At 64.0% G+C, this 14,788-nt stretch carries 14 protein-coding genes; 6 read left to right on the forward strand and 8 right to left on the reverse strand.

Going from position 1 to position 14,788, the window contains the following annotated elements; all coding sequences use genetic code 11:
* Positions 1–22: 22 nt before the first annotated feature.
* The 3 genes from NKI63_RS18450 to NKI63_RS18460 all read right to left on the reverse strand — a co-directional run bounded on the left by NKI63_RS18450 (position 23) and on the right by NKI63_RS18460 (position 3,439).
* Positions 23–1,138, reverse strand: a complete 1,116-nt coding sequence (locus tag NKI63_RS18450; protein ID WP_352507129.1) for an ABC transporter substrate-binding protein — start codon at positions 1,136–1,138, stop codon at positions 23–25.
* 67 nt (positions 1,139–1,205) lie between these two features.
* Positions 1,206–2,300: an ABC transporter ATP-binding protein gene (locus NKI63_RS18455; RefSeq protein WP_352507130.1), complete on the reverse strand. Its 1,095-nt coding sequence runs from the start codon at positions 2,298–2,300 to the stop codon at positions 1,206–1,208.
* 251 nt (positions 2,301–2,551) lie between these two features.
* The gene (locus NKI63_RS18460; RefSeq protein ID WP_254819437.1) at positions 2,552–3,439 is read right to left on the reverse strand and encodes a LysR substrate-binding domain-containing protein; all 888 of its coding nucleotides are present in this window, start codon (positions 3,437–3,439) and stop codon (positions 2,552–2,554) included.
* Positions 3,440–3,514: 75 nt separating this feature from the next.
* Here NKI63_RS18460 and NKI63_RS18465 point away from each other — a divergent pair, with 75 nt between their 5' ends.
* Positions 3,515–5,107, forward strand: coding sequence for a zinc-binding metallopeptidase family protein (locus NKI63_RS18465; protein ID WP_352507178.1), 1,593 nt, complete (start codon positions 3,515–3,517; stop codon positions 5,105–5,107).
* A 33-nt stretch (positions 5,108–5,140) separates the two neighbouring features.
* A complete protein-coding gene (locus tag NKI63_RS18470) occupies positions 5,141–6,073 on the forward strand; it encodes a dimethylarginine dimethylaminohydrolase family protein (protein ID WP_352507131.1) in 933 nt (310 codons plus the stop codon).
* Positions 6,074–6,085: 12 nt separating this feature from the next.
* Here the strand turns inward: NKI63_RS18470 and NKI63_RS18475 are convergent, their stop codons facing one another.
* On the reverse strand, positions 6,086–7,093 hold the full coding sequence (locus NKI63_RS18475; RefSeq protein ID WP_352507132.1) for an ornithine cyclodeaminase family protein: 1,008 nt from the start codon (positions 7,091–7,093) through the stop codon (positions 6,086–6,088).
* 160 nt (positions 7,094–7,253) lie between these two features.
* Between NKI63_RS18475 and NKI63_RS18480 the strand changes: the two genes are divergently transcribed.
* On the forward strand, positions 7,254–7,715 hold the full coding sequence (locus tag NKI63_RS18480) for an Lrp/AsnC family transcriptional regulator (protein ID WP_352690359.1): 462 nt from the start codon (positions 7,254–7,256) through the stop codon (positions 7,713–7,715).
* 119 nt (positions 7,716–7,834) lie between these two features.
* On the opposite strand, the gene NKI63_RS18485 is transcribed toward NKI63_RS18480, so the two are convergent.
* Complete coding sequence (locus NKI63_RS18485) at positions 7,835–8,218, reverse strand: YybH family protein (RefSeq protein WP_352507133.1); 384 nt, start codon at positions 8,216–8,218, stop codon at positions 7,835–7,837.
* Between the two features lie 161 nt (positions 8,219–8,379).
* Complete coding sequence (locus tag NKI63_RS18490; RefSeq protein ID WP_352507134.1) at positions 8,380–9,129, reverse strand: SDR family NAD(P)-dependent oxidoreductase; 750 nt, start codon at positions 9,127–9,129, stop codon at positions 8,380–8,382.
* Between the two features lie 104 nt (positions 9,130–9,233).
* Between NKI63_RS18490 and NKI63_RS18495 the strand changes: the two genes are divergently transcribed.
* Positions 9,234–10,118 carry a LysR family transcriptional regulator gene (locus tag NKI63_RS18495; RefSeq protein WP_502900486.1) on the forward strand — a complete coding sequence of 295 codons (885 nt, stop codon included), beginning with the start codon at positions 9,234–9,236 and terminating at the stop codon, positions 10,116–10,118.
* A gap of 80 nt (positions 10,119–10,198) precedes the next feature.
* Here the strand turns inward: NKI63_RS18495 and NKI63_RS18500 are convergent, their stop codons facing one another.
* Positions 10,199–10,618, reverse strand: coding sequence for a VOC family protein (locus NKI63_RS18500; protein WP_254819430.1), 420 nt, complete (start codon positions 10,616–10,618; stop codon positions 10,199–10,201).
* A 217-nt stretch (positions 10,619–10,835) separates the two neighbouring features.
* Here NKI63_RS18500 and NKI63_RS18505 point away from each other — a divergent pair, with 217 nt between their 5' ends.
* A complete protein-coding gene (locus NKI63_RS18505) occupies positions 10,836–12,038 on the forward strand; it encodes an MFS transporter (protein ID WP_352507135.1) in 1,203 nt (400 codons plus the stop codon).
* Positions 12,039–12,159: 121 nt separating this feature from the next.
* Here the strand turns inward: NKI63_RS18505 and NKI63_RS18510 are convergent, their stop codons facing one another.
* A complete protein-coding gene (locus NKI63_RS18510) occupies positions 12,160–13,062 on the reverse strand; it encodes a sigma-70 family RNA polymerase sigma factor (protein ID WP_352507136.1) in 903 nt (300 codons plus the stop codon).
* 204 nt (positions 13,063–13,266) lie between these two features.
* Between NKI63_RS18510 and NKI63_RS18515 the strand changes: the two genes are divergently transcribed.
* A complete protein-coding gene (locus NKI63_RS18515) occupies positions 13,267–14,673 on the forward strand; it encodes a DHA2 family efflux MFS transporter permease subunit (protein ID WP_352507137.1) in 1,407 nt (468 codons plus the stop codon).
* The last annotated feature ends 115 nt before the right edge of the window (positions 14,674–14,788 follow it).

Raw genomic sequence — 14,788 nt, forward strand, 5'->3', positions numbered from 1 at the left:
CGCCCCTGGCTATCCCGGCTTGTCAGGCGGAGATGATCTTCGTGTATTCGTCGAGTGCTGCCCCGTAGTTCTTGGCGTACCAATCCATGTCGAGCGGGATCTGCTTTTTCATGTTCTCGGGATCGACGGGGTTGATTCGCTTCTTGTCGGCGGGGATCAGCGCGTCGGCGGCCGGGTTGGCCGGACCTTGGCCGAGCTTGTCGAACATGATGAGTTCCTTCTCCGGGTCCTGGGTGCTGGCGATGAACTTCATCGCCGCGTCCTTGCCGCCGGGATTGCCCTTGAGCACGGCGAGCGCGCCGGGCGAGATCAGGCCCTGGTCCCAGATGAACTTGATCTTGCCGCCGGAATCCTGCTCGATGAGCGAAGCCCGGGTCGACCAGACGATCGCCATCGAGGCCTCGCCATTGAGCAGCACGCTCTGGCTTTCGGCGCCGCCACCCCAATAGGCTACGACGTTCTCCTTGAAGGCAGCGATCTTGTCATGCGCGCGCTTGAGGTCGAGCGGATAGAGCGAGGCCGGCGCGATGCCGTCGGCAAGCAGTGCCGCTTCCCAGCTCGACACGCCCCATTTGTAGAGCGAGCGCTTGCCGGGGAATTTTGCCACGTCGAAGAAGTCGGCCATGCCGGTCGGTGCCTGACTGCCGTATTTCTCGGCATCGTAGGCGATGACATAGGAGAAGAAATAGGTCGAGGCCGCGTATTCCCAGCCGAATCCCGGCCGCATCTTCTTCTTGTCGACGATCGAATAATCGATCGGCTCGAGCATGCCTTGCGCGCCGAGCGTGATGGCCGAGAACGGATCGACGTCGACCAGGTCCCAGGTCGGCGCGCCGCTCTTGAACTGCGCCGCGATCGCGCCTTCGGTCGGGCCGGAGCCGTCCATCTTGACGGTGATGCCGGTCTCCTTGGTGAAGGCTTGGCCATAAGCTGCGTCGTAGGCGGTGATGGCGTCGCCGCCCCAGTTGACCAGCACCAGTTCCTTAGCCGCGGCAAAGGCGCCGGTCGAGCGTAGCAGCATCGGCGTGCCGGCCAGCACCAGTGCGGCCAGTTGCGTGAACTGCCGGCGCGAAATCTCGCCGCGCACTGCCCTGGCGGACAGCGCCTCGATGGAATTTTTCTTGGTTTGATTTGTCATGTCAGTTCCCCTTTTTTGTTGTTGGTGTTTCCTGAAAGTCAGCTTGGCGAATTCGCCACGCCGATCGTCATTGTCCTCCGTCCGGAAGGAGGAAGCCTTTCTCCGCCGGCCAAGTCAGCCACACGGAATTGCCCTTGCTGAGCGCGGAAGCGGCAACCTCGTTCGGCACCGAGACCGTGACCTTGGCGCCTTGGTGCGTCGTCAGATCGAGCCGCGTCGCAGCGCCGAGATAGGTCGAGGCGACGGCAGTCGCGGCAATACCGTTCTCGCCCGCTGCCGCCTCGCGTGCGATCGACATGTATTCGGGCCGGATCGCCAGGATGGCGTCGCCACGGACCTTCTCGGCCTTGCAGCGCATGCTGATCGCGCGGTCTTCGCAGAGGCCGGTCGAGCCATTGTCGGCCGGGCGCACGCCCTTCAACGGCAGCATGTTGATCTCACCCAGGAACTCGGCGACGAAGCGGTTGTCGGGCCGGTCGTAGACCTCGTCGGGCGCGCCGACCTGCAGCAATTTGCCATGGTTGAAGATGGCGACGCGAGACGACAAAGCCAGCGCCTCGCTCTGGTCATGGGTGACGAAGACGAAGGTGGTGCCGGTCTCCTGGTGCAGCCGCTTCATCTCGGCCTGCATCTGGCCGCGCAGGCCCTTGTCGAGCGCCGAAAACGGCTCGTCAAGCAAAAGCACGCCCGGCTCGAAGACCAGCGCCCGCGCCAGCGCCACCCGCTGCTGCTGCCCACCGGACAATTGCGACGGCAGTTTCTTTTCGTGGCCCTTGAGCCCGACGCGCTCGATCATTTCGCCGACGCGGCGCTTGATCTCGGCCGCCGATTTCTTGCGTACCTTGAGTGGGAAGGCGATATTGGCCTCGACCGACATATGCGGGAACAGTGCGTAGCCTTGGAAAACCATGCCGGCGGCGCGCTGCTCGGCCGGCCGCTCGGTGATATCGACGCCGTCGCTGTAAAGGCGACCGTCGGTCGGCTGAATGAAGCCGGCAAGGATCATCAGGAAGGTGGTCTTGCCGGAACCGGAGGGGCCGAGCAGGGTAAGGAACTCACCACGGCCGATATCGAGCGTCAGATCGTCCAGCGCACGGAACGAGCCGAAGCTCTTGCCGATCCCGATTGCCTTGATCTCTGCGGCCCGGCCGGGTTGCTGCATCCTGCCCTTTCCTTAGCGTAGGCGAAATCGTAGGCAGGGCGGCGGCTTACCGCAACCGAATAGTTTTCGCCTGATCGGCAAATTTGATTCATCTATGCGCCAATCTTGGGGAGATTTCGCCGAAGGCGACGGAGGGGGGCGTCTCGCGTGAAGCGCCAACTTCCTCTTTCTTCGAAAATCAGACCGGGCCGAGCCCAGCCAAGCGACCCCCTCTGGCCGCTTCGCGGCCATCTCCCCCTCAAGGGGGGAGATTAACGCTGGTTCTCCGACAGCTTCGACCTCAGCCACCGCCCAAACGCCTCCAGCACCGGATGCGCCGCCTTGGCATGTTCCGAGACCAGAAAATACGAGCGCGGGGAATTGATCGCTATGTCGAAGGGGCGCACCAGCCGGCCTTCGCTCAGTGCCCGGCCGCTGGTCAGTTCGTCGCCCATGGCGATGCCCTGGCCGGCGATCGCCGCCGAAAAGACCAGGTTCATGTCGGAAAAGAAGATGCCGCCTTCCGGGTCGGGGTTCTCGACCTTGGACAGCGCCAGCCAACGCGCCCAGTCCTCGGTGTCACCGAGATGCAGGAGATTGGCGCGCAGCACGTCTGCCGGCTTGGAGAAGCCGCCGATCTTGTTGAGCAGCGTCGGGCTGCACAGCGGCGTGAACGAGATTTCGCACAACAGCTCGACCGCGCGGTTCGGCCAGTTGCCGACGCCAAAGGCGATGAAGGCGTCGGCCTCGGCATTGCTGACGTCATCGAGGCGGCGCGGCGTCAGGATGCGGAGCGCGACATCTGGATACATCTGCCGGAATTCGCCAATGTGAGTGCACAGGAAAAGCGAGGCGAAGCCAGGGGTGCAACTGACGCTGAACGAACCGCCGACGCCGGTGCCGGCATGGCGCGTCACCGCGTCACCCAACACCGTCAGCGCCTTGCGCACGTCGCTGGCATAGCGCTGGCCACGCGGCGTGAGCGCCACGCCCTTGCCGATGCGTTCGAGCAGATCGAAGCCGAGATCGCGTTCGAGCAGGCGCAATTGATGGCTCACCGCACTGCGGGTCAGATGCAGTTCGTCGGCGGCGCGCCAGACGCTGCCGTGGCGGGCAAAACTGTCGAGGGCGCGCAGCGCCTGCGTCGAGGGAATTCTCAAGAGGTGAACCGAATTTGCATGAGCCGGGAAAACATATCACTTTTTGGTGGGGCGCTTCACTGCTTTCTTTCCGCCATGGAGAAACCGGTGACCTCGGCACAAGCGACCGCGCTTGCCTGTCTGGACGACATCCAGCCGTCCCTGTCGGCGTGGACGCGGACCATCTTCGACTTCGGCGAGACCGCCTGGCGCGAATACCAGTCGGCCGCCTGGTATGTGGAGCAGTTGAAGCACGAAGGCTTTTCGGTCGAGGAAGGCTCCGGCGGTATGCCAACGGCCTTCTGCGCCCATTGGATCAACGGGACCGGCCCGACGATCGGCATGTACGCCGAATACGACGCGGTGCCGGGCAATTGCCAGGACGCGGCAACGGTGAAGCGACCGCGTCCCGGCCTCGGCGAACAGGCGGGCGGCCACACCGATCCGCATTCCGGCCTCGGCATTGCCAGCCTCGGCGGCCTTTTGGCGACCAAGGCAGCAATGCAGCGCCACGGCATATCAGGCACGCTGCGCTTCACCGGCGAGCCGGCGGAGAAGGTGCGCGGGTCAAAGCCGATCCATGCCGCGAAGGGCTATTACGATGGGCTGGCGGGTATGATCTCCTTCCATCCTTTCTACATGCTGCCGCTCTGCAACACGGCGCGCTGGGACACGCATTGCGGTGCGGCCTATGCGATGATCCACCGCTTCATCTGTGACGAGCCGGAACATTGGGCGAGGGCGGCGGGCACCGCAGCACCCATCCCGCAGGCGCATTCGGCGGTCAGGGCGCCCGGCGCCAACGACGCGCTCATGATGATGTACATGGCGTCCAAGGCGCTGCGCGATTCCATGCTGCCGCATCAGGGCGGCTGGTCGATCAGCGAGGCGATCCTGACGGCGGGCCAGGCGACCGCCGACAATCTGCCGGCCGGGCTGGCCGAGATCCAGTACATGATCCGCGTGCCGACGCTTGCTATGGCCGAGCAGGTCACCGCCATGCTCGACCGCAATGCGGAAGCCGCAGCCAGGATAAGCGGCTGCCGCCATGAGCGGCACTGGGTGTCGAAGTCGCGGCCGGGGCTGGCCAATCACGTCATGGCCGGCATTGCCTTCGACGCGCTGGCGGCGGTCGGGCCGCCGCGCTGGGACGAGACGGCCAAGGCGATCGCCCGCGAAATCCAGGTCAATGCCGGCGGCGAGGCGAGCGACGAACCGTTCATCGCCGAGCTGGAGCGGCTGATTGCGCCGCAGGATGCAGAGGCGCTGCTGCGTCGCGACCTGCCGCCATCGCAGCTCAATTCGACCTCCGACGACTACACGGACATGTCGTGGCATACGCCAACGGCGCGGTTCTATGTCGCCCGCCCGGCACTGCGCTCGGAGAATGGTCACGCCTATCCGGGCTGGGCGATGAATGCGCTGGGCGGCATTTCTGCCACCATCGACCCGATGGTCATCTGCGCAGCAAAGACCATTGCGCTCGCGGCACTTCGCTTGTTGGAAGACGAGGCTGCGCGCGACGCGGCGATGGACGAATTCGTCGCCCGAACCGGCGGTGGCATCGGCGGCTCGAACTGGATCGCCCCGCTCTGCGACTACGATCCGCCGATCGGATTTCGCTGGCCGGAATACATCACCACCCCGCGCGGACGGGATTGGTGGATACCAAGCAACCAAGCCGCATGATCAACCAGCCGCCCCCATCACGAGGAGAAACTCATGACCGTCCATGACCGCATCGTCGCCGAGCCGTTTTCGCTGCAGCGCCGCAACCCGGTGGGCGGCACCAAGCCGTTGACCGCCTGGGGCTTCGCCAACGAGACCGACGTGCTGACCGACGTGCTGCTCGGCTCGCCGAATTTCCTGCGTCATCTCTCGACCAGCTCGCTGTCGCGAAAACATCTGCGCGAGGCGCCTTGCAACCTCCAGATCGCGCAGGCACAGCACAAGGACCTGGCCGCCGCCTATGAGCATTTCGGCGTCAACATCCACTGGCACGAGCCGACGCCGGAGCTGCCGATGCAGGTCTATTCGCGCGATTCCAGCGTCATGACGCCCTACGGCGCCATCATCACCGCGATGGCCCAGTGGTGGCGGCGCGGCGAGAACTACGCGGCGATCCGCACCTATGAGAAGCTCGGCATCCCGATCTACGACATGGTCACCGCCGGCACCTTCGAAGGCGGCGACTTCAATGTCATCGAGGATGGCGTGGTGCTGATCGGCTGCGGCGGCGCCCGCACGCAGGAGGAGGGCGCGCGCCAGGTGCAGGCCTGGTTCGACAAGGAGGGCTGGGAGACCCGCATCGCCTTCATCGACGAATATTACGTCCATATCGACCTGATGGTGGTGCCGATTGCGGAAAAGCTGACGGCCGTCTGCCTTGCCTGTACGGAGCCCGGCATCGTCGACTGGCTGAAGGGCAAGGGCCACGAGATTATCGACGTGCCGTTCCAGGACACGATGGCGCTCGGCTGCAACTTCATGTCGCTGGGCAAGGACAGGGTGATCGCGCCGACTTCGAGCCAGACGCTGATCGGCCAGCTCAAAGCGCGCGGCTTCGAGGTGGCCGCCATCGACATGAGCGAAATCTCGAAGACCGGCGGCGGCATCCACTGCATGGCACAGGCATTGAAGCGCGAGCCTGCGTGAGGCGGCACGCGCCTACAGCACGACGAGCTTTCCCTTGCGCAGACGCCGGGCGCAGCAATAGGCCAGGTCGGCGGCGACCATGTCTTCCATCGCAATGCCCATCGCCTTGTAGGTGGTGATCTGCTGATCCGAAACGCGGCCCGGCGCGCGGTCGAGTAGCATGGCGCCAAGCTCGGTGCCGAAATCCGGGTCGAAGCCGGCAAGCTCGCAGGAACCGACCGGGGTCGGTTTGAATGCATCCTTGGTTTCGACAAAAAGACTGGATTTGGCGATGAGCTCGATCGGCATTTCACCGCGGGGCGGCGCCACCCCGACCGACGAGACATGCGTGCCCGGCTGGACCCAGCCTGCGTCGATCACCGGCTGATAGGAGTGGGTCGCCAGGCACACCACGTCGGAACTGCGCACTGCCGCCTCGAGGTCGGCGACCGCCACCACCGACGGGTGCAGCCGGGCAAGCGCTGCCGCATCGTCGAAGCTCTTCGAAGCGACGCGGATTTCGGTAAAGTCCCGCACCAGCGGCAACAAATGGAGATGCTGGTTGGCCTGCACGCCGGCGCCGACCACTGTCGCTATCCTGGCATCCCGGCGGGCAAGCGCGCGCACCGACAGCACAGCGGAGCCGGAGGTTCGCACCGCCGTTATGAAAGTGCCGTCCATGATGCAGACCGGCAGGCCGGACAGCGGATCGAACAGGCTGATGGTGGCGAGGTGGCTGGGCAGGTTCTTGGCCAAGTTGCCTTCGAAGACATTGACGATCTTGACGGTCAGGTTCATGCCTTCCATCCAGGCCGGCATGGCGAGGCTGTAGCCGGCTCCGGGGATGTCGAGCTGTGGCCGGGGTGGATTGACAACCTTACCTTGTGACAGCGCCTTGAAGCCGTCTTCCAGAACATCGAGAAGCTGGCTGAGGTCGATGCACGCCATCACGTCGGCTTCGCTCAGCACCAGGATCTCGGTCGCTCCCTTGCTGATTTCCGCCGCACTCTTGCCGGCTGGACTGAACGCTTCCTTGGTCATCCTGCACTCCCTTTGTTCGTCGAAATCGGCTCACCCCGTTTGCTTCGCGTGGGTGAGGGAAGTGCAAGCTATTGCGAGGTTTCATGTGATGAAATACGTTGATTTTGGCATCTCTGCGTGAAATCAACACATAAATCCCTGAGATAGAGTGGATTGTGAAATGGACGACCTCGACCAGATAGACCGCAGCTTGCTCCGGCTGCTGCAGGAGGACGGGCGCCGAACGACGCTTGATCTGGCCGGGCGTATCGGGCTGTCGCCGACCGGAACCAGCCAGCGGGTGAAGCGCCTGTTCCGCGACGGGTTCATCACCGCGGTCAGAGCCGTGCTCGATCCGCGCAAGGTCGGCCGGGGAACGCTGGTGTTCATAGAGGTCCGGCTTGACCACACGGCGCCGCATGTCTTTGACCGTTTTGCCGAAGCCGTGGCGAAAGCCCCGGAGGTTCTGGAGTGCCATATGGTGGTTGGCGGCTTCGACTATCTGGTCAAGGCGCGGATCGCCGATATGGCGGTGTTCCAGGACTTCCTGCAGCGGGTCATCCTGCCGCTGCCGGGTGTGCGCGAAACGCACACTTTCGCCTCCATCGCCGATGTCAAGCAGAACGCCCTCTTGCCCGTGTGATCAGGTAGAGGAGGAACACTTGTTCAGGGCGGCTTGCATCGCATCCTCGCCATCTTATCGGTCCCCCTTGGCCGCTCTCCCTTTGCCCGCCTTCCGGTGCAGGATGTCGGAGACCGGCGCTAGCCTTGCGCAGTCAGCAGGTTCGCGTCGCGCGCGAGCCGCCACTCACCGTCTGCCTCCTTGCGCAGCAGCGTCAGTGCATATCCCGATCGATGGACCGGCTCGCCATTCGGCGGAGTCGCCGTCATGTCGATGCGGCTGCGGATGAAGGCCCAATTGCCGAGAAGCTGTAATTCCACGATATCGCTGGTGCCGTCGATACGAACGCCGGCCGTCTCCCGCGCGGCTGCCGCGAAGATCTCCTTGTCGAAGGGTTCCCGGCCGGGAACCATGAAGATCGCGTCGTCCGTCATCAAGCTGAGCACGGTCGCAATGTCACCACGCTTGCTCGCATCCATCCACGTCTCGACCAGCCTTCGGATTGCTTTTTCGTCGCCCGTCATCCGTTACCTCCTTGGCATCTAGCGGTCATCGATAGCGCACGGCGCTCCTCCCTTGCTGAGAAACATAGGGCTTGGATCCCCGTCGTCATCGATTGCGGTGTTCCTCGATGTCACGCTGCGGGGGCATGGTCCGTAAAACGGCAGGTCCGCGCCCTGCATATCTATCGCCAGCCGCCCGAGGCGGTGATGCGCTCGCCGGTCAGCCATGACGCTTCGTCGGAGGCGAGGAACACCGCGACGCGAGCGACGTCGTCGGGCCGACCGAAACGGCCGAGCGGGGTCATGGTGACGATCTGTTTTTCGAAGTCGCTGCCGACGATGCCGATACGCTCGAGGCCTTCGGTGTCGACGCCGCCGGGCGCAATGGCGTTGACGCGGATATTGCGGGCGCCGAGTTCCCGCGACATCGACAGCGTGATCGTGTCCACCGCGCCCTTGGTGGCGGCATAGACGAGCGAGTTCGGCTGCGGATTGCGGCTGGCGACCGAGCTTATGTTGATGATGCTGCCGCCGCTCGGGCCAAAATGGCTCACTGCTGCTTGCGTGGTCAGAATGATGCCCAGCACATTGGTGTCGAACTCACGGTGGAACTCGGCCTCCGTCACCGCTTCCAGCGGCTCGAATGCGAAGACGCCGGCATTGTTGACCAATATGTCGAGCCCGCCGAACTCCGACTTCGCCGCCTCAAACAGGCGGCGCACGTCGGCCGATTGCGATACGTCGCCCTGGACGGCGACGGCGCGGCCGCCACGGTCCTCGACCTCCGCGACGACACGGTCGGCGCCTTCCCGTGACGAGGCGTAGTTGACGACCACCGCGGCACCGGCCGTGGCAAGACCCTTGGCAATGGCGGCGCCGATACCCTTGGACGCGCCGGTGACGATGGCGACCTTGCCGTTCAGCTTGCTCATCAATCTCTCCTTTGTCGACGATGAGCGGTATTTAATGATGATCAAAAAGCGTATTAGGATCATAATGATCCATTCTTTCGTGCCTAGAATTCTGGAAGACCACCATTCTCGAAAAGACCGCCGGTCTCGTCGCCTTCGTCCGAACCGTCGATGCCGGCTCATTCCATGCCGCCAGCCGGTTGGTTGGCTCGAGCCCATCGGCGGTGTCGAAAAGCGTGGCACGGCTCGAGCGGCGGCTCGGGGTCAGGCTGATCCAGCGCTCGACGCGTCGGCTCGGGCTCACCAGCGAAGGCCTCGCCTACTACGAGCGGGTGGCGCCGCTGCTCAGGGCGCTGGACGATGCCGAAGACATCGTCCAGGTGGCCGATACGGCGCGCGGCCTGCTGCGCGTCACAGCGCCGGTCGAGCTCGGGCGCGGCCTGATCGCGACATGGGCGCAGGCGTTCCTTGCGCAGCATGGCGAAGTGAAAGTCGAGCTCAGCGTCACCGATCGGCACGCCGATCTGATCCGCGAAGGCTATGACGTTGCCGTGCGCATTGGGGCGCTGTCGGACACGGGGCTGGTTGCCCGCAAGATCGCCAATCTGCCGATCGTGCTGGTGGCCTCGCCGGCGTATGTCGAGCGGCGCGGCCGTCCGGCATCAGTCGAGGATCTGGCGAACCATGACTTCATCCGCTACCAGATGGCCGGCCGGCCTTATCCGGTCACCTTTGCCGACGGTACGATGATCGTGCCGGATGGGCGGCTCGATACCGATGATGGCGGCGCCATCCGCAATGCAGCACTTGCCGGTGCTGGAATAGCGCATCTGATGCGGTTTGCGGTGCAGGGCGATCTCGACGCGGGCCGCTTGGTCCGTATCCTGCCCGAGGTGGCAATGCCGACCATGCCGGTGCATATCGTCCATGCCTACGGGCGGCAGCTACCGGTCCGGGCACGGCTCTTCGTCGACTTCCTGGCGAGCCAGATGGCGGCGCTGACGCGATAGGGCAGACGCGGTCTGACGCAAGCACCCAGGTTTGGCAGAGACCAACCGTGCCGGCCGGTGCGAACCACCTTTACCGGAAGCTAGAAGGTGATCTTCACTGAATCGGCGCTGCGTTTGGCCGGGCCGTGGTGGACGGCCTCGATATTGTTGCCGTCGGGATCGAGCAGGAAGGCGGCGTAATAGCCGGGATGGTAGGATCGCTCGCCCGGCGCACCATTGTCGGTGCCGCCGGCCTCAAGCCCGGCCTTGTAGAAGGCTTCGACCATCGCACGGTCCTTTGCCTGGAAGGCAAGGTGATGGCGCCCGGTCAGCTTTCCCAGGGCCGCCGGGCTGTCGGGGCTGGAAATGAACAGTTCGTCGGCCCAAAAATAATCATCGCCGGCGCCACCGATCGGTATGTCGAGCACGTTGAGAACAGCCTCGTAGAAGCGGCGGCTGGCCTTGAGATCCCTGACCACCAGGTGGAGGTGGTCGATGAGACGGCCGCGATGAAGTTCCATACCCGATAGCTCCTGATGGCCAGGCTGGAAATCTAGCTCGGGACGATGCACGGTCAATGCATTGGAGCAGTTGAGCGGCGCAATTTTCTGACTGGATAAAAAATGCAACCGGATTGTCGGATTCAAAACATCTCCAACGTCCTTCGGACGCAAGCGGCTCGGCGAAGCTCGAAAAAGTCGTGCCGTATCAACGCTTCCGGCATGGGAGAAAATTGAAATGAGCCTTCCCTATCGTTGGGTTATCGTCGCGGCTGGCGCGCTGATGACCTGTGTCGCTCTCGGGGCGATGTTCTCACTGGCGATCTTCCTCGAACCGATGGCGCTCGACACACAATGGTCGCGCGCCGGCATATCGAGCGCGATGACGCTGAACTTCCTGGTAATGGGCCTCGGCGGCTTCGCCTGGGGCGCCATTTACGACCGCTTCGGCGCCCGCATCGTCGTCATGACCGGCGCCGTGCTGCTCGGCCTGGCGCTGGTGCTGGCCAGCCGCACCGGTTCGCTGCTCGTTTTCCAGTTGGCCTACGGCGTGCTCGTCGGCCTCGCGGCAAGCGCCTTCTTCGCGCCGATGATCGCGCTGACCTCCGCCTGGTTCGAAACGAACCGCAGCCTCGCCGTCTCGCTGGTCTCGGCCGGCATGGGCGTGGCGCCAATGACCATCTCGCCCTTCGCGCGCTGGCTGATTTCGGCCTACGACTGGCGCACCGCGATGTTCGACATCGGCATAACCGCGTGGGTGCTGCTACTGCCGGCCGCGCTTCTGGTGCGCCAGCCGCCCAAACCCGCGGCCGACGACGCTGCCCCAAGCGTTGCCGCCGAGGGTGCCGGCATGGCCGTTCCGCAGGCGCTGCGCTCGCCGCAATTCATCGTGTTGGGACTGACCTTCTTTGCCTGCTGCGCGGCCCATTCCGGGCCGATCTTCCATATGGTGAGCTATGCGATGCTGTGCGGCATCGCGCCGATGGCAGCGGTCAGCATCTACAGCATCGAGGGCCTGGCAGGGCTGGGTGGCCGGCTGCTTTACGGCGTGCTCGCCGACCGGCTTGGCGTTAAGCCGGTGCTGATCACCGGGCTGGCCATACAGGCCGTGGTTATCGCCGCCTATCTGGCGGTCAGCGAGCTTGGTCAATTCTACACGCTGGCCATCATCTTCGGCGCCACCTATGGCGGCGTCATGCCGCTCTATGCGGTGCTGGCGCGCGAATATTTTGGCCAGCGCATCCTCGGCACGGTGTTCGGTGCCGTAACCATGCTGTCCAGCCTCGGCATGGCTTTCGGCCCGCTCGCCGGCGGCATGGTGTTCGATGCCTATGCCAGCTATTCCTGGCTGTTCATCGGCTCGGCCCTTGTCGGGCTTGGCGCGATGGCGATTGCGATCGCCTTCCCGCCGCTGCCGCGCAGGGAGTTGCAACCGGCTTAAAGCAGGATCGGCGGAAAAGGGCGGCCGCTTGGATGGCAAGCGGCCGCGATCCAAAATAGCTGGTGCGTTTCCAAGGAAGCGGGCTGGCTCGTGCTCGGTTCGATATTCTGAAAGAGAATTGCTATGCTTGCAGGGCCACCACCTCGGCGCCATCAAGCGTGTAGCGCGCATAGCGGAAATCGCGAATTCTCGCCAATCTGTCGCCCGCCCATTCCAGCAGGATAAAGTATTTTGCCCCTCCGGCCGGGTCATCCGGATCGATCACAAGAATGGCTGGGTGCCGATCGACCAGGCCTGGAAGCAGTTGCCAATCGTGGATACCCGCGTAATTGTGGAAGTATCGGCCCACTTTCGCGCGGCCGCTCGCCCGGAGCCGGTTGACGAGGTCAAGCCGCACGTCCTCGGCCAGCATGTCGCGGATCGTATCGAAGTCGCGGGCGTTGAACCGCTCTACATAGGCTGCCAGACGCACTCGTTCGGGCTCGGCCAACACCGGCACAGGCCGGTCGTCAGGCTCGCCGGCGACCTCGCGCAGGCGCAGACGGCCGCGATGCAGTGCGGCTTTTACCGCTGGAACGCTGCTGTCGATAATGTTGCCGATCTCTTCGATCGTATAGCCGAGCACATCCATCAGGATGACGCTGCTACGCTGCGCCGCGGGCAGCCGCATGAAGGTCTGCAGGCTTGCGGCTGCAGTGTGTCGGCCCTCGGCCGACATGCCGGGGTCAGGTATCATATCGATATCCTCGACGGCATGCGCGGCATCCGCCCTGGCGCGACGGCGCAGGTGGTCGAGCGCTGCATTGTGCGCGATGCGGAACAGCCAGCCCTCGACATTGGCTATCGGCCCGCTCCCGGGGAACGCCTCGAGCGCCTTGACCGTAGCTTCCTGGACGACATCCTCGGCATCGATCACCGAACCGGTCATGCGGGCGCAATAACGGTGCAGTTTCGGCCGCAATTCGCCGAGCAGCCGGTCAAATGGCTCCCGTCCTTCTGGCGTGCCGATTGCGGATCCGGTCATCGCACAAGCGTCGATTTCATGCGTATCTCCCAGGCAGAGGCGCCCGCCATTGCGGGCAGCGTCCTATAGACGCTCGACGATGGCAAAAGGATTCGGTCGAAAAAACTTTCTTTAGCTGGAATCCTTTGGTGGTGCCTCCGCGTCACTGGATCACGGGCCCGCGAGACTGGCGGGCCATCTGTTCAAGCCGGAGGCGTCATAATCATGAGCAAGCAAAGTGCGGGATCAACGAAGATCTGGGTTCTCGCCCTCACGTCGATAGGCTCCTTGATGGTCGTTCTCGATGCGATGGTCGTGGCGACCGCATTAAGTACGATGCGGGTCGAACTCGATGCCTCGCTGGAGACGCTGCAATGGACGATGAACGCGTACAATTTGAGTTTTGCCGTCCTGCTCATGACCGGGGCGGCGCTCGGTGACAGGTTCGGCCGCCGCCGCATCTTCATCGCCGGATTGGCGCTGTTCGTCGCAGCGTCCGTTGCCTGCGCGCTCGCTGGAAATGCCGGATTGCTGATTGCGGCCCGCGCGGTTCAGGGCGCGGGTGCCGCAATGGTCATGCCGCTGGCCATGGCGCTGCTGAGCGTCGCTTTTCCTCCGGAGGAACGAGGCAAGGCGCTGGGTATCTTCAGCAGCATCACCGGCCTGGCCCTGATCATCGGCCCGATGGCGGGCGGTGCGATCTCCGAAGGCCTCTCCTGGCACTGGATCTTCTGGCTCAATGTTCCGGTCGGCATCGTTCTCATCCCGCTGGTGCTGCGTCGGATTCCGGAGAGTCACGGGCCGGGCACGGCAATCGATGTCCTCGGCGTCGTCCTGGTAACTGCGGCGGCATTTGGAGTGGTCTGGGGTCTGATGCGCGGCAACATCGTGGGCTGGAGCAGCTCTGAAGTGCTGTCGGCGCTGACGGCCGGGCTGGTTCTCGCCATCGCATTCGTCCTTTGGCAGTTGCGTACCCGTGAGCCCATGCTGCCTTTGCGGTTTTTTCGGGCGCGCGCATTCTCCTCGGGCGTAGGGGCGAACTTCCTGCTCTGCGCCGCCATGTACGGCCTCGTATTCCTGTTGCCGCAGTTTCTGCAGTTTTCCCAGAGCCGCGGGCCGCTCGGCGCCGGCATGGGATTGCTGCCCTGGACCGCCACGCTTTTTGTGGTCGCACCGATCGCCGGCAGCCTGATCAACCGCGTCGGCGAGCGGTGGCTTGTGGTGGCCGGATTGATCCTGCAAGCGGCTGGAATGGCCTGGCTGGCGCAGATCGCAGCACCTGATCTGCCCTACATCCAGCTCGTCGCGCCGCTGATCATTACCGGCGCAGGCGTATCGATGGCCATGCCTGCCGCGCAGAATGCGGTCCTCAATGCGGTCGCCCGGCCGGAGGTCGGCAAGGCTGCCGGCACGTTCAATACATTCCGCTTCCTCGGTGGCGTATCTGGGATCGCGATCGCCGGTGCAGTGTTCGCCGGGACCGGAAGCTTCGCGTCCACCGACGCGTTCAGTGATGGCTTCACCTCGGCAATCGACGTTTCCGCTCTGCTCTCACTCGCAGGTGCGCTCGTCGGAATGGGGCTGCCGGAGCGTCGCGCAGTGGTGGTCGCGAATGCCAGCAAGGAGGCGTAACTCGGAGGCGGGAAGCTTGCGCGTGAGTGGGTGCCGCGAAGCAGCCCCCTCCTTCAACACGCCCTCCTATTGCCCGGCGGATGCGAGGGTGCCGCTCGCCATGAGACCCCACAGA

It is taken from the genome of Mesorhizobium sp. M0410, assembly GCF_040321435.1.
Taxonomy (GTDB): Bacteria; Pseudomonadota; Alphaproteobacteria; order Rhizobiales; family Rhizobiaceae; genus Mesorhizobium.